The 20,448-nt window shown below is 39.1% G+C and carries 23 protein-coding genes, 4 pseudogenes and 1 riboswitch; of the genes and pseudogenes, 11 read left to right on the forward strand and 16 right to left on the reverse strand.

The genetic code is table 11. The annotated features are described in order from the left end of the window. Window positions 1-4 precede the first annotated feature (4 nt). Complete coding sequence (locus tag QWY93_RS13340; RefSeq protein WP_290248776.1) at window positions 5-1,492, forward strand: DUF5107 domain-containing protein; 1,488 nt, start codon at window positions 5-7, stop codon at window positions 1,490-1,492. A 27-nt stretch (window positions 1,493-1,519) separates the two neighbouring features. Here the strand turns inward: QWY93_RS13340 and QWY93_RS13345 are convergent, their stop codons facing one another. From QWY93_RS13345 to QWY93_RS13400, 10 genes and pseudogenes are all read right to left on the reverse strand, one after another. Continuing rightward, window positions 1,520-1,744, reverse strand: a complete 225-nt coding sequence (locus QWY93_RS13345; RefSeq protein ID WP_290248777.1) for a hypothetical protein — start codon at window positions 1,742-1,744, stop codon at window positions 1,520-1,522. Next, window positions 1,728-1,928 carry a DUF5107 domain-containing protein gene (locus QWY93_RS13350; protein WP_290248778.1) on the reverse strand — a complete coding sequence of 67 codons (201 nt, stop codon included), beginning with the start codon at window positions 1,926-1,928 and terminating at the stop codon, window positions 1,728-1,730. Before QWY93_RS13350 ends, QWY93_RS13345 begins: the two co-directional genes overlap by 17 nt. 4 nt (window positions 1,929-1,932) lie before the next feature. Next, window positions 1,933-2,244, reverse strand: a pseudogene (locus QWY93_RS13355) (DUF5107 domain-containing protein); the annotation flags it as partial. A 5-nt stretch (window positions 2,245-2,249) separates the two neighbouring features. Beyond that, window positions 2,250-2,843: a DUF5107 domain-containing protein gene (locus QWY93_RS13360; RefSeq protein ID WP_290248779.1), complete on the reverse strand. Its 594-nt coding sequence runs from the start codon at window positions 2,841-2,843 to the stop codon at window positions 2,250-2,252. 6 nt (window positions 2,844-2,849) lie between these two features. Continuing rightward, window positions 2,850-3,679: pseudogene (locus tag QWY93_RS13370) on the reverse strand (MFS transporter). Next, window positions 3,649-4,238: pseudogene (locus QWY93_RS13380) on the reverse strand (MFS transporter). The pseudogenes QWY93_RS13370 and QWY93_RS13380 overlap by 31 nt, the downstream one beginning before the upstream one ends. Before the next feature lie 496 nt (window positions 4,239-4,734). Further along, window positions 4,735-6,324 (reverse strand): RagB/SusD family nutrient uptake outer membrane protein, encoded by a 1,590-nt coding sequence (locus tag QWY93_RS13385; protein WP_290248773.1) that lies wholly within the window; start codon window positions 6,322-6,324, stop codon window positions 4,735-4,737. Window positions 6,325-6,339: 15 nt separating this feature from the next. Then, complete coding sequence (locus tag QWY93_RS13390) at window positions 6,340-7,575, reverse strand: SusC/RagA family TonB-linked outer membrane protein (protein WP_290248783.1); 1,236 nt, start codon at window positions 7,573-7,575, stop codon at window positions 6,340-6,342. Then, on the reverse strand, window positions 7,524-9,191 hold the full coding sequence (locus QWY93_RS13395; RefSeq protein ID WP_290248784.1) for a SusC/RagA family TonB-linked outer membrane protein: 1,668 nt from the start codon (window positions 9,189-9,191) through the stop codon (window positions 7,524-7,526). The genes QWY93_RS13390 and QWY93_RS13395 overlap by 52 nt, the downstream gene beginning before the upstream one ends. Then, window positions 9,161-9,487, reverse strand: coding sequence for a carboxypeptidase-like regulatory domain-containing protein (locus QWY93_RS13400; protein ID WP_290248785.1), 327 nt, complete (start codon window positions 9,485-9,487; stop codon window positions 9,161-9,163). Before QWY93_RS13400 ends, QWY93_RS13395 begins: the two co-directional genes overlap by 31 nt. Before the next feature lie 520 nt (window positions 9,488-10,007). Here QWY93_RS13400 and QWY93_RS13405 point away from each other — a divergent pair. Then, on the forward strand, window positions 10,008-10,895 hold the full coding sequence (locus QWY93_RS13405; protein ID WP_290248770.1) for an AraC family transcriptional regulator: 888 nt from the start codon (window positions 10,008-10,010) through the stop codon (window positions 10,893-10,895). Window positions 10,896-10,941: 46 nt separating this feature from the next. Here QWY93_RS13405 and QWY93_RS13410 read toward each other — a convergent pair whose 3' ends face one another. The 3 genes from QWY93_RS13410 to QWY93_RS19705 are packed head-to-tail and all read right to left on the reverse strand — an operon-like array spanning window position 10,942 to window position 12,020. After that, on the reverse strand, window positions 10,942-11,424 hold the full coding sequence (locus QWY93_RS13410; RefSeq protein ID WP_290248768.1) for a cupin domain-containing protein: 483 nt from the start codon (window positions 11,422-11,424) through the stop codon (window positions 10,942-10,944). A 12-nt stretch (window positions 11,425-11,436) separates the two neighbouring features. Beyond that, window positions 11,437-11,673 carry an acyltransferase gene (locus QWY93_RS19700; protein ID WP_353959641.1) on the reverse strand — a complete coding sequence of 79 codons (237 nt, stop codon included), beginning with the start codon at window positions 11,671-11,673 and terminating at the stop codon, window positions 11,437-11,439. 32 nt (window positions 11,674-11,705) lie between these two features. After that, the gene (locus QWY93_RS19705) at window positions 11,706-12,020 is read right to left on the reverse strand and encodes an LbetaH domain-containing protein (protein WP_353959640.1); all 315 of its coding nucleotides are present in this window, start codon (window positions 12,018-12,020) and stop codon (window positions 11,706-11,708) included. Window positions 12,021-12,268: 248 nt separating this feature from the next. Further along, window positions 12,269-12,464, forward strand: a riboswitch (cobalamin riboswitch). Window positions 12,465-12,637: 173 nt separating this feature from the next. Between QWY93_RS19705 and QWY93_RS20015 the strand changes: the two genes are divergently transcribed. The 5 genes and pseudogenes from QWY93_RS20015 to QWY93_RS13430 all read left to right on the forward strand — a co-directional run bounded on the left by QWY93_RS20015 (window position 12,638) and on the right by QWY93_RS13430 (window position 15,890). After that, on the forward strand, window positions 12,638-13,867 hold the full coding sequence (locus QWY93_RS20015) for a hypothetical protein (RefSeq protein WP_435380193.1): 1,230 nt from the start codon (window positions 12,638-12,640) through the stop codon (window positions 13,865-13,867). Next, window positions 13,852-14,699 (forward strand): annotated as a pseudogene (locus tag QWY93_RS20020) (hypothetical protein). The gene QWY93_RS20015 and the pseudogene QWY93_RS20020 overlap by 16 nt, the downstream one beginning before the upstream one ends. Further along, a complete protein-coding gene (locus tag QWY93_RS20025; RefSeq protein ID WP_435380194.1) occupies window positions 14,600-14,959 on the forward strand; it encodes a hypothetical protein in 360 nt (119 codons plus the stop codon). The pseudogene QWY93_RS20020 and the gene QWY93_RS20025 overlap by 100 nt, the downstream one beginning before the upstream one ends. A gap of 215 nt (window positions 14,960-15,174) precedes the next feature. Then, window positions 15,175-15,504, forward strand: a complete 330-nt coding sequence (locus tag QWY93_RS13425) for a PAS domain-containing protein (RefSeq protein WP_290248786.1) — start codon at window positions 15,175-15,177, stop codon at window positions 15,502-15,504. Beyond that, window positions 15,501-15,890: an acyl-CoA thioesterase gene (locus tag QWY93_RS13430; protein WP_290248763.1), complete on the forward strand. Its 390-nt coding sequence runs from the start codon at window positions 15,501-15,503 to the stop codon at window positions 15,888-15,890. Before QWY93_RS13425 ends, QWY93_RS13430 begins: the two co-directional genes overlap by 4 nt. 393 nt (window positions 15,891-16,283) lie before the next feature. On the opposite strand, the gene QWY93_RS13435 is transcribed toward QWY93_RS13430, so the two are convergent. The 3 genes from QWY93_RS13435 to QWY93_RS13445 form a co-directional block, all read right to left on the reverse strand. Continuing rightward, window positions 16,284-16,757 carry an alkaline phosphatase PhoX gene (locus tag QWY93_RS13435; RefSeq protein WP_290248787.1) on the reverse strand — a complete coding sequence of 158 codons (474 nt, stop codon included), beginning with the start codon at window positions 16,755-16,757 and terminating at the stop codon, window positions 16,284-16,286. 30 nt (window positions 16,758-16,787) lie between these two features. After that, the gene (locus QWY93_RS13440) at window positions 16,788-17,699 is read right to left on the reverse strand and encodes an alkaline phosphatase PhoX (protein ID WP_290248788.1); all 912 of its coding nucleotides are present in this window, start codon (window positions 17,697-17,699) and stop codon (window positions 16,788-16,790) included. 62 nt (window positions 17,700-17,761) lie between these two features. Next, window positions 17,762-18,004: a hypothetical protein gene (locus tag QWY93_RS13445; protein ID WP_290248789.1), complete on the reverse strand. Its 243-nt coding sequence runs from the start codon at window positions 18,002-18,004 to the stop codon at window positions 17,762-17,764. 195 nt (window positions 18,005-18,199) lie between these two features. On the opposite strand from QWY93_RS13445, the gene QWY93_RS13450 reads away from it, so the two are divergent. The 4 genes from QWY93_RS13450 to QWY93_RS13465 all read left to right on the forward strand — a co-directional run bounded on the left by QWY93_RS13450 (window position 18,200) and on the right by QWY93_RS13465 (window position 20,337). Continuing rightward, entirely contained in the window at window positions 18,200-18,652 is a 453-nt protein-coding gene (locus tag QWY93_RS13450; protein ID WP_290248875.1) for a DUF4199 domain-containing protein, read from the forward strand. 53 nt (window positions 18,653-18,705) lie between these two features. Further along, window positions 18,706-18,828, forward strand: a complete 123-nt coding sequence (locus QWY93_RS13455) for a hypothetical protein (RefSeq protein ID WP_290248790.1) — start codon at window positions 18,706-18,708, stop codon at window positions 18,826-18,828. After that, window positions 18,828-19,634, forward strand: coding sequence for a patatin-like phospholipase family protein (locus QWY93_RS13460; protein WP_290248791.1), 807 nt, complete (start codon window positions 18,828-18,830; stop codon window positions 19,632-19,634). Before QWY93_RS13455 ends, QWY93_RS13460 begins: the two co-directional genes overlap by 1 nt. Window positions 19,635-20,181: 547 nt before the next feature. Then, window positions 20,182-20,337: a hypothetical protein gene (locus QWY93_RS13465; protein ID WP_290248792.1), complete on the forward strand. Its 156-nt coding sequence runs from the start codon at window positions 20,182-20,184 to the stop codon at window positions 20,335-20,337. Window positions 20,338-20,448: the final 111 nt, after the last annotated feature.

Consider the following 20,448-nt stretch of genomic DNA (forward strand, 5'->3'; position numbering starts at 1 on the left):
GAATATGAAAAATTTTGAAACCGTAAAAGCATGGGAGGAGAAGGTAATTATTCCGACTTACGAAGTAAGTGAAGCGGAAAAGTACCCCATCTTTTTAGAAAAAAGGGTTTATCAGGGAAGCAGTGGGGCGGTTTACCCTCATCCGGTAATTGAAAAAATTAGCGATGAAAAAATCGATAAAGAATGGGATGTCATTTTCCTGGAAAACCAGTACCTCAAGATCATGGTACTACCTGCTTTGGGTGGTCGTATCCAAATGGCCTATGATAAGGTAAAGGAACGCCATTTTGTTTATTACAATGAGGTCATTAAACCTGCATTGGTAGGACTGACTGGGCCATGGATCTCAGGAGGAATAGAATTTAACTGGCCACAGCACCACAGGCCGAGTACCTATGACCCAGTGGATGCTACCATTGAGGAAAATCAAGATGGAAGTGTGACTGTTTGGGTTAGTGAATTAGAGAGAATGTTTCGGACAAAGGGAATGGCCGGATTTACGCTCCATCCTGACAAAGCTTATTTAGAAATAAAAGGTAAACTTTATAATAGGACACCTCATCCCCAGACTTTCTTATGGTGGGCCAATCCGGCAGTAGCTGTTAATGATCATTACCAATCGGTATTTCCAGAGGACGTGAACGCTGTGTTTGACCATGGAAAAAGAGATGTGTCCAGGTTTCCAATTGCGACGGGAACATACTATAAAATGGATTATTCTGCAGGGGTGGATATTTCTAGGTATAAAAATATTCCTGTACCAACTTCTTATATGGCAGTCAATTCAGATTTTGATTTTGTAGGAGGCTATGAGAATGATACGCAGGCAGGTTTGCTGCATATTGCTGACCACCATGTGTCCCCGGGAAAAAAACAATGGACTTGGGGAAATGGGGACTTTGGTCAGGCATGGGATAGAAATTTGACCGATCGAAATGGACCCTATATCGAACTGATGTGTGGAGTTTATACTGACAATCAACCTGACTTTTCTTGGATACAACCTTACGAGGAACGTAATTTTACGCAATATTTTATGCCGTACCAACAAGTTGGGGTAGTGAAAAATGCTACTAAAGATGCCATGGTCAATGTAACCCTTCAGGATGGAAAATGCAAGGTAGTGGTTTATGCCACAGGAAACTTTGCCAATAGTAGCGTTATTCTTACAGCGGATGGAAAGAAAGTATTGGACGAAAATTTTGATTTCAGCCCTGCAAATGTTTTCAGCCAAACCATTGAACTGGGAAGCCTTCCTGAGGGTTCACAATTGGAGGTTTTGGATGAAAAGGGCCATAGCCTGGTGACTTGGCAACAAAAATCCGATGAATTAAAACCAGTACCTGAGGCAGCAAAGTCGGTCAAAGATCCCGAAGATATCTTGACCAATGAGGAATTGTATCTGACCGGATTGCATATTGAAAAATTGTTTCAATATGCAATCCGGTCAGATACAATTCCTCATTGGTCAAGATATCTTCGGGATCTTTGACCGACTTTGCTGCCTCAGGTACTGGTTTTAATTCATCGGATTTTGTTGCCAAGTCACCAGGCTATGGCCCTTTTCATCCAAAACCTCCAATTGTGAACCCTCAGGAAGGCTTCCCAGTTCAATGGTTTGGCTGAAAACATTTGCAGGGCTGAAATCAAAATTTTCGTCCAATACTTTCTTTCCATCCGCTGTAAGAATAACGCTACTATTGGCAAAGTTTCCTGTGGCATAAACACTACCTGCATTTTCCATCCTGAAGGGTTACATTGACCATGGCATCTTTAGTAGCATTTTTCACTACCCCAACTTGTTGGTACGGCATAAAATATTGCGTAAAATTACGTTCCTCGTAAGGTTGTATCCAAGAAAAGTCAGGTTGATTGTCAGTATAAACTCCACACATCAGTTCGATATAGGGTCCATTTCGATCGGTCAAATTTCTATCCCATGCCTGACCAAAGTCCCATTTCCCAAGTCCATTGTTTTTTTCCCGGGGACACATGGTGGTCAGCAATATGCAGCAAACCTGCCTGCGTATCATTCTCATAGCCTCCTACAAAATCAAAATCTGAATTGACTGCCATATAAGAAGTTGGTACAGGAATATTTTTATACCTAGAAATATCCACCCCTGCAGAATAATCCATTTTATAGTATGTTCCCGTCGCAATTGGAAACCTGGACACATCTCTTTTTCCATGGTCAAACACAGCGTTCACGTCCTCTGGAAATACCGATTGGTAATGATCATTAACAGCTACTGCCGGATTGGCCCACCATAAGAAAGTCTGGGGATGAGGTGTCCTATTATAAGTTTACCTTTTATTTCTAAATAAGCTTTGTCAGGATGGAGCGTAAATCCGGCCATTCCCTTTGTCCGAAACATTCTCTCTAATTCACTAACCCAAACAGTCACACTTCCATCTTGATTTTCCTCAATGGTAGCATCCACTGGGTCATAGGTACTCGGCCTGTGGTGCTGTGGCCAGTTAAATTCTATTCCTCCTGAGATCCATGGCCCAGTCAGTCCTACCAATGCAGGTTTAATGACCTCATTGTAATAAACAAAATGGCGTTCCTTTACCTTATCATAGGCCATTTGGATACGACCACCCAAAGCAGGTAGTACCATGATCTTGAGGTACTGGTTTTCCAGGAAAATGACATCCCATTCTTTATCGATTTTTTCATCGCTAATTTTTTCAATTACCGGATGAGGGTAAACCGCCCCACTGCTTCCCTGATAAACCCTTTTTTCTAAAAAGATGGGGTACTTTTCCGCTTCACTTACTTCGTAAGTCGGAATAATTACCTTCTCCTCCCATGCTTTTACGGTTTCAAAATTTTTCATATTCTATTATTTTAAGAACTCCAATTCAATATCTTCCAATGTTTTTCCTTTGGTTTCAGGTAACTTCATTTTTATAAAAACAAAGCCCATTATGCTAATCACACAGTACACCCAAAATGTACCATACGCCCCTAATTCACTGTTTAAAATGGGGAAGGAAAAAGCCAGGGTAAATGAAGCTACCCAAAGGCTGAAAGTGGCCAGAGACATTGCCAATCCCCTCACCCGGTTTGGAAATATTTCAGACAATACCACCAAGTTATAGGGGCAAGTGACATTGCATAGGTGGCAATTGACACCACGACCAAAATAAGTATCGGCAAACCTGTCCAACCCTGAAAATAACTTAATCCCAAGACGAAATAGATGATAGACAAGCCTCCTGAACCAAACAGCATCAACTTCTTCCTGCCCCATTTGTCCACTGTTTTCATGGCAACAAGGGTAAACACCAAGTTGACGCTTCCGGTGATGACAATATTGAAAAGCATATCTCCAACACTATACCCTGCACTACTAAAAATTTCCTCTGCATAGTTAAAAATGACATTTATGCCGCACCATTGTTGGAAAATGGCCAATACCACGCCCAAGAAGACAATGGGTTTTATTTTTGGTTCATTTAATTCCTTGAAATGCACCCTGTCATTATTTTCCTGGAGAGTGCTCTTAATATTTTTCACTTCCTGTAGTGCATAGGCCTCTCCACCGACCTTGGTTAAAACTCTTGAGGCGGCCTTTAAGTCTCCGATTTTCAATAAGAATCTTGGACTTTTTGGCACAACAAACATTAAAACAAAAAAGGCTATTGCAGGAACCATCTCAGCCCAAAACATCCATCGCCAACCGATGGTACCATTCCAGGAAGCTGCCAATTCCTGATTGGAAATTCCCAGGGAACTGGTTCTGCAATTAAAAAGTTGATGATTTGTGCGGCCAAAATACCGATTACAATGGTCAGTTGGTTAATGGCAACAAACCTTCCTCTAAGTTCTGCGGGGCCAATTCTGCGATATACATGGGGGATAGCGTTGATGCCAAGCCAATACCCACGCCACCTATTAACCGGAAAATGATGAACCAATAAAAATCATTTGCATACCCACTTCCAAAAGCCGAGATAATGAATAAAGCTGCGGCCCATATCATTGGTATCTTCCTGCCATATTTATCGGAAAAGGTTCCTGATGTCACTGCACCCAGAATACAGCCTACTAAAGCACTGCTCATTGCCCATCCTTGTAATTTGGGCGAATGATTGATATCAAAAAACAGTTCATAAAATGGTTTGGCTCCCCCTATTACCACCCAATCATAACCAAATAACAGGCCTCCCATTGCCGAGGTGAAGGCTAGCGCCAATAAATAGGGCAAATTATATTTTATATTACTCATGATATAATCTTGAAATTTTATTCTTTTCTCCTCTTAATCAGTCTTTCAAAAGAAAAGCCCTTTAGTCACATATCTCCCACGATGGTCACAACCGATCTGGAAGGTATTCTCACTACACTACCTTTTACCAGTTGTTTTTCCAGGTCACGTTTCTCATCTGTTATATAAAAGCCGGAAATCTCCAATAGCTACTCCACCTCCATTGTAGACATAAAAGAAGTCTACCATATTAAAAGAATCATTTTCTATGATTTTATTATTAAAAAAATCATAGTGGAATCTTCAGGCACCTTTTTAAAAAGAGTTTCTGTAAACTCACTATTTTTATCGGCACTCTTATTTCCGCAGTTGGTTAATTAAATCAGAGCATAAAGCAGCATAAATTATTTCAAAAGGTATCGAAGATTCATATTGAGAGTTTGGGCAGTTTGGTAAGATAATGAAATTAAACCTGCCCAAAGAGACAGGTTTAATTCTATTAATTTTAAAATAACTTCTATTGATACTCTGGGTTTTGAGTAACATTAGGATTACCCAAAACTTCATTTAAAGGTAATGGTAATACATAATCTCTGGGAGAAAGTGACCTATCCACATTATAGGTTTCGATAAAATCTTCGATATAATCTCCTAAATAATCTGGTGATCCACCATAAGTACTTTTTCTTTTAAGTTCAGGATAAACCTCAGATTCCATTGCAAATTCTAAAACTCTTTCATTTACAATTGCGTCGCGAAGCTGCGATTGACTTAAACCTGAAAGCGGAGTTAGACCAGCTCTTCTTCTTACCTCGTTAATACCGTAATATGGATCGCCCATATTGCTTTCATTAGCAGCTTCAGAATGTCCTAAAAGTACATCTGCATATCTTAGATAAACAATATTCTTTTCATTCATGTACGCATTAGAAATTCCAACTTCAGTATATTTAGCAGACCAAGCAGCAGAATAGATAAGCTCTTCAGGATTATTCGGATCTGAATCTGCAGGAACTAAACCTCCAAAACGGCTTAAGTTGTACGGCGCATCTGGACTCCAGCGAACTATTGGCCATTCTCCATCATCATTACGTCCCACACGATTTGATGGATATTCTTGTATGAATGTACCCGCTATCCTTTTATCGTTTGGATCATATTTTTCTCTGAAATCTTTAGTTGAATTTAACCAATGCCATCCAACACCGCCTAAATCATTTGGTAGATCTGCAGGCACAAAATGGGCATGATAGACCTGGTTTTCACCAGCATTCGCTGAAGCAGAAACCTGAGCCTCAAAAATTCTTGGCCCCATATTCTCTGTTTCCACAGAAAAAGTATTTGCAAAATCATCAAATAATGACATTCCACTTTCATCAATGATCGTCTGAGCAACATTGTAGGCTTCAGACCATTTTTCTCCCTGTAAGTAAGCTTTCATCAATAATGCTTCTGCTGCCCAACGAGTTGCTCTACCAGCTTCTGATGGGCCATAACTTTCTGGTAGAATATCTCTTGCCATTAACAAATCTGACTGAATAAGCTCTAAAGCCTTTTGTTCTCCATTTTCATTAGACGGTAGATCCTGGTCACTTAGGGTTGGACTTGTTGTTACAGGAATATTATTAAAATATCTTACTAAATTATAATAGTAAAATGCTCTTAAAAATTGCGCTTCGGCCTTTACTCTATCAATCAACGCCACATTTGTTGCCCCAGCGTCTTTAAGCTCGTCTGCTTTGGCAATTATAGAGTTTGCCCTATTAATATTCTCGTAAGAAATTCTCCAGTAAATTGAAATATAAACATCGTCTGGAGAAACATTCCCATTTTGGTAATTCAGAGGCCCTTTTTCCCAGCCTACCTGATACCCCACCAAACATTCGAATACAAAACGGTTATAAAAATGATTTTCCCAATCCTGGCCATATCCAATCCCATCATAAATTGCATTCACACCTAATTCTAGCTGCTCGGCAGTATTAAAGAAGTTGTCTTGCGTCGTAAAATCCGGATTCTCTTCAAGATCAGAGCATGCTGAGAAAACATTCATTAGGAGTAATACAAAAACTCCTTTTAAACATGTCTTTTTTATAAATTTTACCATAATATGTTTTGCTTATTAAAATTCTAAATTGATTCCTACCGTGAATGTTCTGGATCGCGGATACGCATCATAATCATCTCCTCTGTTCAGGTTATCCTGCCCACGGTTATTTACTTCAGGATCAAAACCTGTATAATCTGTAATAGTAAATAAATTTTGACCGCTTACGTAAACTCTAGCTCTCGAAACAAATTCTGAAAAAGATGGAACTGTATATCCTAAAGAAATATTTTGTAGACGTATAAAAGAACCATCTTCAATAAAATAATCGGAATCTCTATAGGAGTTTGCAAAATCCCTGTTACCATCGATAACTGGTCTGGTAGCATTTGGATTATCTGGGGTCCATGAATCGGTAAGAATGCCGGCAATCTGGTTAATCTTTTGCACTCCATCACCTAATTCAGAAGCCTGAAGGTTTCTTACATCAAATCCTTGCGAACCTCTAAGGAAAATACCTAAATCGAGATCTTTATAAGTAAATGTTGAGTTTAGTCCCCAGGTAAAATCTGGATTTGGATCACCTATAATAGTATAATCGTCTGGTGTGATTTGGCCATCTCCATTCACATCTCTATATCGCGGATATCCTGGTTTATCACCTGAACGCGATGCGTTATTATCGATTTCTTCCTGAGACTGAAAGATCCCTATATAGTCATAACCTCTCCATACTCCAATTGGGTTTCCTTCTTCTACCCAGCTACCTGCTACCCCAAGATGCCCACTGGTGGTACTTGAAAAGAAGGGTGTACTGCTTCCTAAATCCGTAAGTTTATTTCTTAAGATAGAAAGGTTTCCAGCTAGATTCCATTTAAAATCCCCATTATCTATTATATAACCATCCAAACCAATTTCAAAACCTTTATTCTGTAATGAACCGGAATTTTTCAATATGGATTCAAACCCTAAACTACTTGGTATAGATACAAATAATAACAGGTCTTCAGTCTTGTTATCAAAATAGTCCAAGGTTAAATTAAGACGACTTTTAAAGAAAGAAGCATCCAGACCGATATTTCTCATTGTGGTTGTTTCCCATTTTAGATCAGAATTACTTAATCTGCCGTCTGCTAACCCCAAAACTAAATTACCACCAATTACATAATTGTATTCATTCAGATTTGCTAATGAATTATACACAGGAATTTCTGAGTTACCCGTTAATCCCCAGCTACCTCTTATCTTAAGATTATTAATTACGTTGGATATCCCTTTTTCATCAAAAAGCTTTCGTTCGCAATGTTCCAACCTAAGGCTACAGATGGAAAGTTAGCCCATTTGTTTTGAGCTCCAAATCTGGAGGAACCATCGCGTCTAAAAGTAAGAGTAAGAAGATATCTACTATCATAATTATAGTTTAAACGTCCTAATAATGATTCTAATAGCCATTCTCTTCGGCTTGAAAATGGAGTCAAAATGTCCGGACCTCCCTGAAGGGTTGCCTGATCTACCGAAGATGCGGTAATACCACGGGTGGTACTTCTAAAAAATTTATTCACTTCTCTTTGATAAGTATATCCCACCACTGCATCTACAAAATGATCTCCACCAAAGTCGTTGGTATACGTTATAAGGTTCTCATTCAAAATGTTTGCTGAATGCCTGTTAGCAAGAGTTAATTCACCTGAATTATCTCTACCAATTCTAGTCGTAACGGTAGGGAAGAAACTGGTCCTATTGATATTTAAAATATCTGCTCCAATACTACTTTTTACTTTCAAATGATCTGTAATATTCAATGTAAATGTTGTATTTCCAAGAACACGGTTGGTGATATCTTCATCTGTAGCATATTCCAGCTCTTGCAGGGGATTAATCAAAAAACGTCCGTCATAAGAAGCAAGGGCATAAGTTCCATCTTCATTATAAACCGGGGTTGTAGGATCTAAACCTAATGCTGTAATAATAGTTCCTCCCGGCCCTCCTTGATCTGTAGGTGCATTGTTGGACGCCGTGCGGTTGTATGACCAGCTTGAACTTACATTTAAAAAGTCATCAAATGCAGAATTATCCAGATTTAATCTTATACCGTATCTTTTAAAATTCGTTTTCTTTATGATACCCGCATTATCATGGTAATTACCCGTTAATGCATATTTATTGTCTTTATTTCCGCCAGAAAATGTAATCTGGTGATTTTGAATGTAACCTGTTCTTGTTACCTCATCCAGCCAGTTTGTCCCTTCTCCAAATGCGTTAATCTCCTCCTGAGTATAAATAGGAGATCCTCCCTGGCTTTGCTCAAGAATGTTTAAATAAGTAGCATATTCAGCACCATTTAAAACTTCTATAGGATTAGACATTGTTTGAGTTGAGTAAGAACCATCATAACTAAATTTTGGTTTACCCGCTTTACCACGCTTAGTAGTAATTAAAACTACCCCGTTGGACCCTCTGGAACCATATATCGAAGTTGCAGAAGCATCCTTTAACACCTCGATAGATTCTATATCATTTGGATTAATAGACGCCATTACGTTGGCAGATTGCCTATTCCCTCCTGCACTATAAGCTCCATTGTTTGGATAAATAGGAAAACCGTCCACAACATATAATGGCTCACTTCCGCTATTAATTGAATTAGAACCCCTAATTCTTACCGACACCCCACCTCCGGGAGCTGCTGATGTTTGCGTCACCTGAACTCCTGGCGCCCTTGCTTGGATGGCCTGATCTACAGAAGTAATAGGTAATTCTTTTACAGCTTCTCCATCTATTGAAGATACAGCACCTGTAAGATCACTTCTTTTGGTTTCACCATATCCCACCACCACAACTTCATCCAGTTGGGCAAAATCTGGTTCCAAGGTGATATTTATTTGTGACTGATTGTTTACAGGAACTTCCTGACTAATATAGCCCACAAGGAAAAAGACAAAATTGCCTCTGCTGGATTGGAAACATTCAGGGAATAATTTCCTTCAAAATCTGTAACTGTTCCAGTACTGGATCCTTTTACAAGGACGGTTGCCCCTGGAATAGGCAATTGGTCCTCTCCTGAGATTACCTTTCCGGTAATTTCCTGGGATTGTGCCAAACCTAGTTTTGTAAAGGTCATCAAAATGATAACCCCAAGCATTTTGGCCATTGTTATAGGGTCAATTATCCTGCTATTACAGGAGTTAAACCCTTTTAACCATTTTTGTGAAAACTGTTTCATAAGGATGTTATTTTGGATATTAATTAGATTTTCTTTAGGTAATCAAAACGCGCTATTAATATAGCGTCACCATATTTTATTTCAACAAACTTATTGTTTGAAATTATTTATTACTCCAAAGCAATAGTATTCCAAATTAAGTTTCGAAATTGATTATCCAAACCTTTGCATATTGGTTTTATGGACTTGTACGCTCCCATTTATTTAATATTTATTCTTAAGCTAATTTTGTCAGTCGTAAATTTCCCACAACTGAGTAAAACATGTTTATTCCTATAGTATTTCATTAATTATTGTTTGTATTTCTACGGAGCTCCTATCAGAATAATTAAAACCAACAATTCTTTTAATACAGAATAAACAGTAGGTTTATAATCATTTAATAAATCATTATGACTCAAATGTAGCCCAATAAGGCAGGAGGTAAATGGACAATGATATTTTACACATGGACAAAAGCACAAATTTTTAAAAATAAAAATATGATTATATTAGCACTACAATCACCCTATACTGTTATATGAAAAATAAGCCAACACTAAAAACCGGTTTTAAAGGAGAAAAAATCAATGTAATCCCAAGAAGACTGTTAACAGATTATTCAAAAAGAGAACTTACTAAAAACTTATACTTAACTGATATTGGTTATTTTCCAAAAGCGCTTCATCACTTCCGGAAAAGACCACAGGGTTGCCCTGAGTACATTTTAATTTATTGTATTGAAGGAAAGGGAACCATCAAAATTAATCAATCCAGTTTTCAGCTAACTCCCAATTCTTTTTACATCATCGAGTCAAAGCAGAATCACGCCTATTTTTCGGATGAGAAAAATCCTTGGTCCATTTTCTGGGTTCATTTTACAGGTGTAAATGCGAAGGAAATTTTTCAAAGGTTCAGAAAACAGAATAATAACCAACCCATCATTATCCCTTTTGAGAAAAACCGGATTGCAGAGTTTGAATACATGATTGACCTTTTTAAAAATGGTATTTCGGAGGAAATATTCGAGTATTCGAGCATGTTGCTTCATAAAACCCTAGGTTCCTTTATTTATTATTCTATTAAGTCAAACAAAAAGGTTCAGTCTTCCAACGAAGATTTAGTCAATGAAATCATTGACTATTTGAACCAACATATTTACGACACGGTGACCATTGAGGAAATTTCACGTACGTTTAATAAGTCTTCCTCCACCATTTTTTCACTTTTCAAAAAAAAGACCGGCCAATCACTGATCCATTTTTTCAATTTATTAAAAGTCCAAAAAGCTTGTGAGCTTTTCAATCTAACTAACATGTCTGTAAAAGAAATCAGCTACGAACTGAACTTTCAGGATCCACTTTATTTTTCGAGGTTATTTAAAAAATACATGGGGGTATCCCCATCAACGTATAAAAATGAGCTTTAAAAGCCAAACCTATTACCGATTACATTTAAACCAGGAAAGGGATCATTTATTCACCAACATTGTACTCTTCATCAGTCACCGGCTCCATCCATTCTACTATGCCTTTCTCAGTATTTGGAACAATATACATTTGCTGTAAACCGGTATCAGGACTTGCACCATGCCAATGACGGGTATTGGGAGGGCATTTTACTATATCCCCTTTTTTCATTACCTGAATGGGCTCCCCTTCGATTTGGTGATAGCCTACACCATCAGTAATAATAAGGATTTGGCCTCCAGGATGGGTATGCCAGTTGCTTCTTGCCCCTGGTTCAAAAAAAACATTTCCCACCAAAGTGGTATAAGTTGAATCATTGGGCACAAGGCCATAATTGTAGGCTTTGCCAGTAAAATACTCAGAAGGTCCTAACTTCCCTTTAGGGAAAATGGCTTCCAAATCTTTTTGTTCTGTTTCGGATGAATCTTGTCCTTGACACCCCTGGAGAACCAAAGCTGAGAATACTAATAACAGATTGATATTTTTCATAATATAAGAAATTTATTGACCTATTTTCTTAATAACCTTTGCAGGAACACCTGCCACAAAACAGTTTGAGGGCACATCTTTTGTTACCACCGCACCTGCAGCTACTACCGAGTTTTCACCAATGGTAACCCTGGGAAGGATGGTAGCAATGGCACCGACCCAGACATTCCTTTTTATTATCACTTCTGCAGGAACCATGGTCTTTCGGGAGGCAATCTCCACTGGATGGTTTTCGGAGCTTATATTCACCCGTGGGCCAAGCATCACTTCATCTTCAATAGTTATACCCCTAAATCCAAAAAGCTGCAGGCATGGTTGATAAACACATTTTTCCCCAGCTTTATATTTTTTCCAACATTGGTATAAAATGGCGTAAACAATGTGGTACTTTCATCAATTGGGCTTCCTATGATCTCGGAGAGCCATGACCGAATTTCCTGGATATTACAAGCTGAATTCAGTTTCACAGAAAGCTTGATGGTCTCATTAACTGCCTTCCTAATCTTCCCGTAATCCGGGTCATCCATGGAAATCACTTCCCCTGACCTCAGCCTTTCAAAAATATCTTTTGCTTGGTTTGTCTGGTGCTTTCCCATTCTGTATGAACTTGATTTTCCATTACAAATGTATACCTAGAAATCTATTAGAAATTAATGATTTTCAAATCAAAAAGTAAGAAATTCAAACCCACATTTCAGTTCAAGTCCTAAAATATGGCCTTAAATAATAAAAGGGTTATTGCAATCAGCATTGATATAGAGGAAAACCAATAACTAATTTACCCAACAACCAATTACTTTAACCGAATTCCCTATATTTGCAGCCCAAAGTTCTTTACTTGATTTCTTCATCTTCCAATATAGGTCCTTGACCAAGGTCAGGGTGAATAGGGAACCGTGTGAAAATCACGGGCTGTCGCGCAACTGTAAGTAATGGAAAAGTTTTTACCCTTAGTGGTCCACTGTCCCGATAACCATCGGGGTGGGAAGGACGGTAAAAATGTTACAAGCCAGGAGACCTGCCTATATTGAAATGACAATGCTTTCGCGATTTGAAGCCCTGTCAAGTAGGATGCTTTTTCCAAAAAATTATGGGACTCGTGTGCCTAAGGAAAAAGTATATCCTGTTTTTCACCTCCACTTCTTATCCGCAGGGCATTGTGAAGTTTAGCTAAAGGCTTTTGACCTATTTATCACGTTAAAAGTTTAAAATTATGCTAACGCACAATCTTGGCTACCCGCGGATTGGTAGCAAAAGACAACTCAAAAAGGCCAGTGAAGCTTACTGGGCCGGAAAATCAACCCTTCGTGAACTCCAGGAAACCGGTGCAAACATCCGGGAAGAAAATTGGAAAATCCAACAGGAAGCAGGCATTGACCTGATCCCTTCCAATGATTTTTCCTTCTACGATCAGGTTTTGGACATGTCCTTTACCGTTGGTGCTATTCCTGAAAGATACCATGAGATTGTAACTGACCAGAAAAAACCTGAACTGGACCTTTATTTTGCCATGGCCCGGGGCTATCAGAAAAATGGCCTTGATATCATTGCCATGGAAATGACCAAATGGTTCGATACCAATTACCATTATATCGTTCCTGAATTTAAAAAGAATCAGCCCTTTAAACTCTTCTCCACAAAAATCCTGGATGAGTTCAAAGAGGCAAAAAGACAGGGTATCATCACCAAACCTGTCATCCTTGGACCGGTCTCCTACCTCCTATTGGGTAAAGAAAAGGAAAAAGGTTTTAAGCGAATTGAGCTGATCAAAAACCTTGTCCCTGTTTATTTGGACATCCTCAAAAAACTGGAGGAATCAAACGCTACCTGGGTACAATTGGATGAACCTTTTCTTGCCATGGATCTGGATCAGGAAGAAAAGGAAGCTTTTGAATATACATACAAAACCATCCGCAAAGCTTGTCCGAACCTTAAAATCCTTTTGACCACTTATTTTGGCGGCCTGGATGAAAATTTGGACCTGGCTTGTGAATTGCCAGTTTGTGGCCTGCATTTGGATTTGGTCCGGGCTCCAAAACAACTTGAAAAGACATTGGATAAACTTCCGCAAAACCTAAGCCTTTCTTTAGGATTGGTAGATGGAAGGAATATCTGGAAAAATGATTTCAAAGCTTCTTTGGAATTACTTGAATTGGCCAAAGGCAAGAAAAGTGAAAACCGCCTATTGATAGCTTCCAGTTGCTCTTTGCTTCATTCACCCTGTGACTTGGAGGAGGAAAAATCTGGCTCAGGGTTGACGGCTGAGATCCAACAATGGTTGGCTTTTGCCAAGCAAAAAGTCGGTGAAATTGCAAGCTTGAAGCAACTAGCTTTGGATTCCGGTTTGCCGGAAACCAACAATTATTGGAGGAAAATCAAAAAGCTATCCAATCTAAAAAAACCTCTTCCATCATCCATAAACAAGAGGTGGGACAGGCTGTAAGCAGCCTTACACCAGGCCATAGCACGAGGAATAAGCCTTTTGGAGAAAGGAGAAAACTTCAAACCCCAAACCTGAACCTTCCACTTTTCCCAACCACAACCATTGGTTCCTTTCCTCAAACCAAGGAGGTAAGGCAATGGCGAGCTCTAAAGAAAAAGGGGAAATTGACTCAAAATCAATATGATGAGCTGATCAAAAGTGAAACCGAAATGGCAATACGTTGGCAGGAAGGAATTGGATTGGATGTTTTGGTTCATGGGGAGTTTGAAAGAAATGATATGGTTGAATATTTCGGGGAGCAATTGGAAGGCTTTGTCTTCACCCAAAATGGCTGGGTCCAAAGTTATGGTTCCCGCTGCGTTAAACCTCCCATTATTTATGGAGACGTTTCCCGTCCTGAGCCTATGACCGTTGGTTGGACTTCTTTTGCCCAATCCCTGACAGAAAAAATGTAAAAGGAATGCTCACAGGGCCGGTAACCATTTTGCAATGGTCCTTTGTCCGAAATGACCAGCCCAGATCAACCACTTGTCAGCAAATTGCCCTGGCTATCAGAGAAGAGGTGGCTGATTTGGAAAAAGAAGGCATCAAGATCATCCAAATTGATGAACCTGCCCTAAGGGAAGGTTTGCCCTTAAGGCAGTCCGACTGGGAAGCCTATCTGGACTGGGCTGTAGAATGTTTCCGAATCTCTGCATCAGTGGTGGAGGACAAACCCAAATCCATACACACATGTGCTATTCAGAGTTTAATGATATCATCAAACATATTGCTGGCATGGATGCTGATGTCATTACCATCGAATGTTCCAGGTCTCAAATGGAGTTATTAGATGCTTTTGCTGAGTTCCAATACCCCAATGAAATTGGTCCAGGGGTTTATGACATCCACTCTCCAAGGATACCTTCCAAAGAGGAAATGGTTGAATTGCTAGAAAAAGCTAAATCCGTATTACCGGAGGAACAGCTTTGGGTCAACCCTGACTGTGGCCTTAAAACCAGAGGATGGAAAGAAACTGAGCCAGCTTTGGAGCGCATGGTACAAGCTGCTAAAGCACTTAGAAAAACCACAGTTGCTGGTATCGAAAATTAAACAATTACCCCACCGGGCAGGTTAATTACTTGCCCGGTATAATTTCTATTTGCAATGACAATTTTTTCAAAGCCATCCAAAAAAGCCTCCTCCGTTCCTCTTCACTGTTGGGACATCATTGCCTGCCAATTATACCCAAGCATTGCAAACCAAAGTCTTGAATCCCTATCTCACACTTTAAGTTTTTTCAAAAATCATTCAGTTGGTCAACAGATTTGAATTTCCTAAATCAAAGGTTTGATGCTTTAGTACTTACCGATAGGCAGGAAACCATCCTTTGGGCAAGTCCAGGCTTTGAAAAAATGACGGATTATCATGTCTTTGAAGCAATTGGTAAAAACCCTTCTTTTTTACAGGGAAAGGATTCTTCTTATAAAGCAAAAACCCAAATAAGAAAAAAAATCAATGAAGGAAAACCATTTTCTTCCCAATTGATTAATTATAAAAAGAATGGAGAACCTTACCTTTGCGAAATCACTATCATTCCATTGGAAGATCCAAAAGGGAAAATCACCCATTTTCTGGCACTTGAAAACGAAATATGACCGATTTAGACCAAAAAATTAAAAACGCAGAAACCCGAATATTTAAAGCTGTTTTCCCCAATACCATCAACCATTATGATACTTTGTTTGGTGGCACGGCTATGCACCTGATGGATGAGGTTGCCTTTATCGCAGCCACCCGGTTCAGCAGACAAAAAATGGTTACCGTACGAAGTGATAAAATTGATTTTACCGTCCCCATTCCCGCAGGAACCATTATCGAATTGGTGGGGCATATCATCCATATTGGCCGGACCAGTTTAAAAGTCCAAGTGGACATATTTATTGAAAAAATGTATGAGGAGGGTAGAGAAAAAGCCATTAGCGGCACTTTCACCCTGGTAGCAATTGATGAAAATAAAAAGCCCACCCCTATTGATCATTAAACTTCTCCATATTGAAAGCTGGATTGAAAATCTTCATGATGGAAAAATGGTTTATTTCTTTTGCCAAAAGCTTAAGGCCGGATGCTGAAAGCAACCCAAAAATTCCTCATTTGCATTGAGGAATTTGAAAGCCCAGCATTTGTAATTCCAAAAAAAGCATCAAATTTGAATTTTTCACCGCAGATCATAAACTCCCTTTTCCAAAGGTATCCATTCCATGGATCAAAATGGGTTACCTGGAATTAATTTAAATGATTTCCTACTTCCTAAATTCCTTCTGGAAAAGCAGATATTCATTTTAGTATTCAGCGTAAAATAAAATTAATCCAATCAGTTCACTCAAGAATAATTAGTGATAATTAGGGGAATTGATGGACCCTTTTTTTTAAATTCTCACCAAAACCTCATCTCAAATTCCTCCAGGGTCCTGTTATTGCCAGGGTGATGCCTGCATCTTGGATATTGACAAAATATGTTTGCCCGGAAGGGAAAACACCCCTCCAGCAAATTCTGATTCAAACCCAATATTCTCGGCCAGTTTATAAAACCTACCCTCCGGTGTAATCCCAACCACAAATGGGTGGGGATGGTCCTCGCAAAGCAATAAATCTCCCAAGGTGCAATGGCCACATTATCACAATTCTTTAATAAATCCCTATCATTGGGTTCTGCAAAAAGCTCTAATGAACCGGGCGTTTTATATTCATTCTCTTTTCCTTCATTTTCCCCTGGAATATACTTAAAAACCTGTCCTGCCCCTATTTCTCCTCCATTAGTACAAGCAAAATACAGCTCGTTCTCCCCAAACCAAATCCCCTCACCACGAGCAAACCTTGCAGCCCCTTTTCCATACCCCCTGTACCTCAAATCATCATGAGGGAACCAATATCCTCCAGGTCAATCCAATAGATGCTTTGAGGTTTTCCAACTGGAAAAAACCCTCTTGTTGCCCTTTCCAATTCCGGGTATCCCTTCCTTTTCCCCAGGAAAGGCAAAGGGCTTGAAGTTTCCCTCCTTGGTATAATTTCCCTGGAACATGGGGAATATAGCGGTAAAACAAGCCATCACCCCGGTCCTCGTCAAAAATACTATTCCGGTTCTGGGATCAACTGCCACCGCCTCGTGGTTAAACCTTCCCATTTCTTTTATGGGAATCGCATTTTGTAACTTCCCGTCTCTTTTGGCCAGTACCTCAAAGACAAATCCGTGATCTTTTTCCAGATTTCCACTGTAATCACCTGCCTTCACAACTGATTCCTCACAAGTCAACCATGAATTCCAGGGAGTAACCCCTCCCGCACAGTTTCTCACCGTTCCTGCAAGGCTCATAAACTCTTGTTCTACCTCACCCGTTTTTTCATTGTAGACCAAGGTGGTTGTTCCTCCCAGAGCAGGTAAATTTCCCTTTCCTTTTTCATAAAACTTATCAAGTTCAGCTTGGGCAAGGTTTTCATTTTCCGGTCCAAATGCACCATTTTCAAAATCATCTGGACTGTTTTCATGATTCCGAACCAATATCACTTTTCCATCATCCCCCTCAAAAGCTCCCATACCATCTGGCCTCCCTGGAGTCCACCAGCCATCATCCATGATTTTTCCTTTCTTCGAAATGATTTTATATTCAAAACCTTTAGGCAAATTCAATATTCCCTTATCATCATTTTGCAAAGGTCCATATCCTAAACAGCCATTAATCTCATGAGCCTCGGCCAAAGGGTTTAGAAATTGGTTTAAGCCCATAAAACCAAGGGTAGCCACTCCTGAATTAATCAAAAATTGTCGACGTGAATTAAATGATTTCTCCTCCATAGGCCTATTATATTTACAACTTTACGTGCTATTTATTTTTAAAATCTGTTCTACCTTGGATTTTACCTTTGGGGCAATAGTTTGATTTTTTTCACTTTTATAGCCCGGGCAGTAAAATCAAATTCCAACAGGTCATTGGGAGCTGGCTTAAAAACAGTATCCAATCTGTCCAACACCCTGTATTTCACCTGTACCCTAACACTATCCATTTTAAATTTTTCGGGCAATTCCTCAGGATAATACCATTGATTATCCACAACAATCAAATATTGTTGAGATCCACGAGTGGCAGTTTTAGCGAGCACCCATCCGGTTCCTTGCCTTAAATTTTTGGATGTTTGGCAAGAACCGAAAAAAAAAGCACCCCATCAACCCTATTGTTAAAAGGTACTTAATCATTTTCCATTTTTTCGATAAGAAATATATGTAAATTGTAAGTAAGAATAAACCTCTAATGCACTCATTATGAAAAGTATGAGATTGAAATCAAATGGGGGATCATATTTACATTTATAGGTTTGTTGTGGATTGGGCTGGAAAGAGCTGTAGGACTTCATGATGAATACATTGGATTCCATTCTACCTATACCAACCTTTTTGCATTTATAGCCATTTTACTCTATGTTTTGGCGCTTTTGGATAAAAGGAACCACTATTATAAAGGGTATATTAGTTGGAAAAATGCTTTTTTCTCCGGCCTGGTCTTATCCGCGATTATAGCCATTCTTAGCCCCCTGTCCCAGTTGATCAGCCATAAAATTGTCACCCCACATTATTTTGAAAATGCCATAAACCACGCAGTAAGTAGAAAAATAATGAGCCAGCAAGAAGCAGAAAGTTATTTCTCCCTTGGGAATTACATCCTTCAAACAACCTTTTTTGCTTTTATCGTGGGTTGTATAACTGCTGCCCTTATTTCTATTTTCATCAGAAAAAGCCCTCAAGCCATTTAAACATTAAAACTTTACTTTAATCTTTATTATTCAAACTTTTTACCCCAATCATTATGAAAAAAATCAACATTTTATCCATCGACGGTGGAGGAATAAAAGGCATTATTCCTGGCACTATCCTTCAGGTTATTGAAGAAAAAATCCAACAAAGAAAGGAGATGATCAGGCCAGATTAGTGGATTATTTGGACTTTGTGGCTGGGACCAGTACCGGTGGAATACTAAGCTGTGGACTATTAACACCCTCCGATGAAGATCCACAAAAACCTAAATTCAAGGTTCAGGAAGTGGTCAATTTATATCACAAACATGGAAAAGCTATTTTCCATAAATCCTTTTGGCACGAGGTAAGGGGACTTTGGGGAATATTGGATGAAAAATTCCCCAACAAGGCATTAAGGAAAGCCCTTCAAAAACAATTTGGAGAAATTAAGTTAAGCCAATTGATAAAACCCTGTTTGATCACTTCTTATGAAATCAACAACAGGAAAGCCAAATTTTTCACCCAACACAATGCCAACCTCTCTCCTTCCGAGGACTTTTTGGTTAAAGAGGTGGCCCAGGCTACTTCGGCAGCCCCCACTTATTTTCAGGTGGCGATGATCAAGTCAGCCATTGGGGTCAACTACCCTTTAATAGACGGAGGGGTATTTGCCAATAATCCGGCTATGTGTGCCTATGCAGAAACTCGAAAATTGGATTTTAAAAATGTAAAAAAGCCCACTTCTAAGGACATGTACCTTTTATCTCTAGGAACTGGTTCTGAAAATGAAACCTATAGTTATTCCCAAGCCAAAAATTTTGGTTTGGCCCAATGGATCAAACCCCTAATCAGTATAATGATGTCCGGAAATTCAGAAACAGTTTCCCACCAGTTAAAATGGCTTTTTGATGCTGGAAATAATAAAGAAGGATATGTTCGCCTGGAGCCCAACTATTACATGCATCCCCAAAAATGGATGAGGCTACTAGGAAAAATATGAATGCTTTAAAAGAAGCTGGATTGAATTATGTATCGGAAAATGAAAAACAAATCGATGATATTGTAACCAATTTGCTAATGAATAAAGGGGAATTATAAATCGGGTAACCAAAGGTCTCGCTTAGATAAAGCAATCAATCCTATGCTTTTTTTCGTTTAATAATATTATGGTAGCGATAATTTTAGCGAGGTTGTCGGTCCTGTAAATACTACCCGGAACCATTGGTTTTCCTTTCTCAAGGAACAGCTGGGGGTAATTATTACCCCGCCCGATCAGTGGAAAATCAGTAAGGAAGTTGGTTTTCGATTGGAAATTCAAAATCCCGAAGAAGCTTTCTTGAGGGTAATTCAGATCAAATCTTCCATAAAAAAGAAAAAAAATATGGATGTAAGATTGGCCATTGGAATTGGTGAGAAAAATCTGAAATTATAGATATTACCCCGGCCAACTTACCGCTGAAGATTATGCTGAATCTATAAGAATAGCTTTAAAAAAGCATAAAATAAACCTGGGCATTCAAAGTGATTTTCAAGACTGGGACGAAACCATGAATCTAATATTTAGGTTGGCCCTGTTGATCATGGACAAGTGGTCCGTAAGCTCAGCAGAACTGGTAAATATGCTTTGTGGGAAAGGGACTTATTACAGGAACAAATTGCAAGACGCCTGGGAATCAGCAAGCCGCAGTAAGTCAACGATATAGCAGAGCAGAAGCAGGGTTGATTTTGATCTGGAAAAATATTTTAGACAAAAAGACAGCATCCATTCTGGTATCCTAAAAGCTAATAGAAATCTTGCCTTTTATTACTGTCTT

This window comes from Echinicola jeungdonensis (assembly GCF_030409905.1).
Taxonomy (GTDB): Bacteria; Bacteroidota; Bacteroidia; order Cytophagales; family Cyclobacteriaceae; genus Echinicola; species Echinicola jeungdonensis.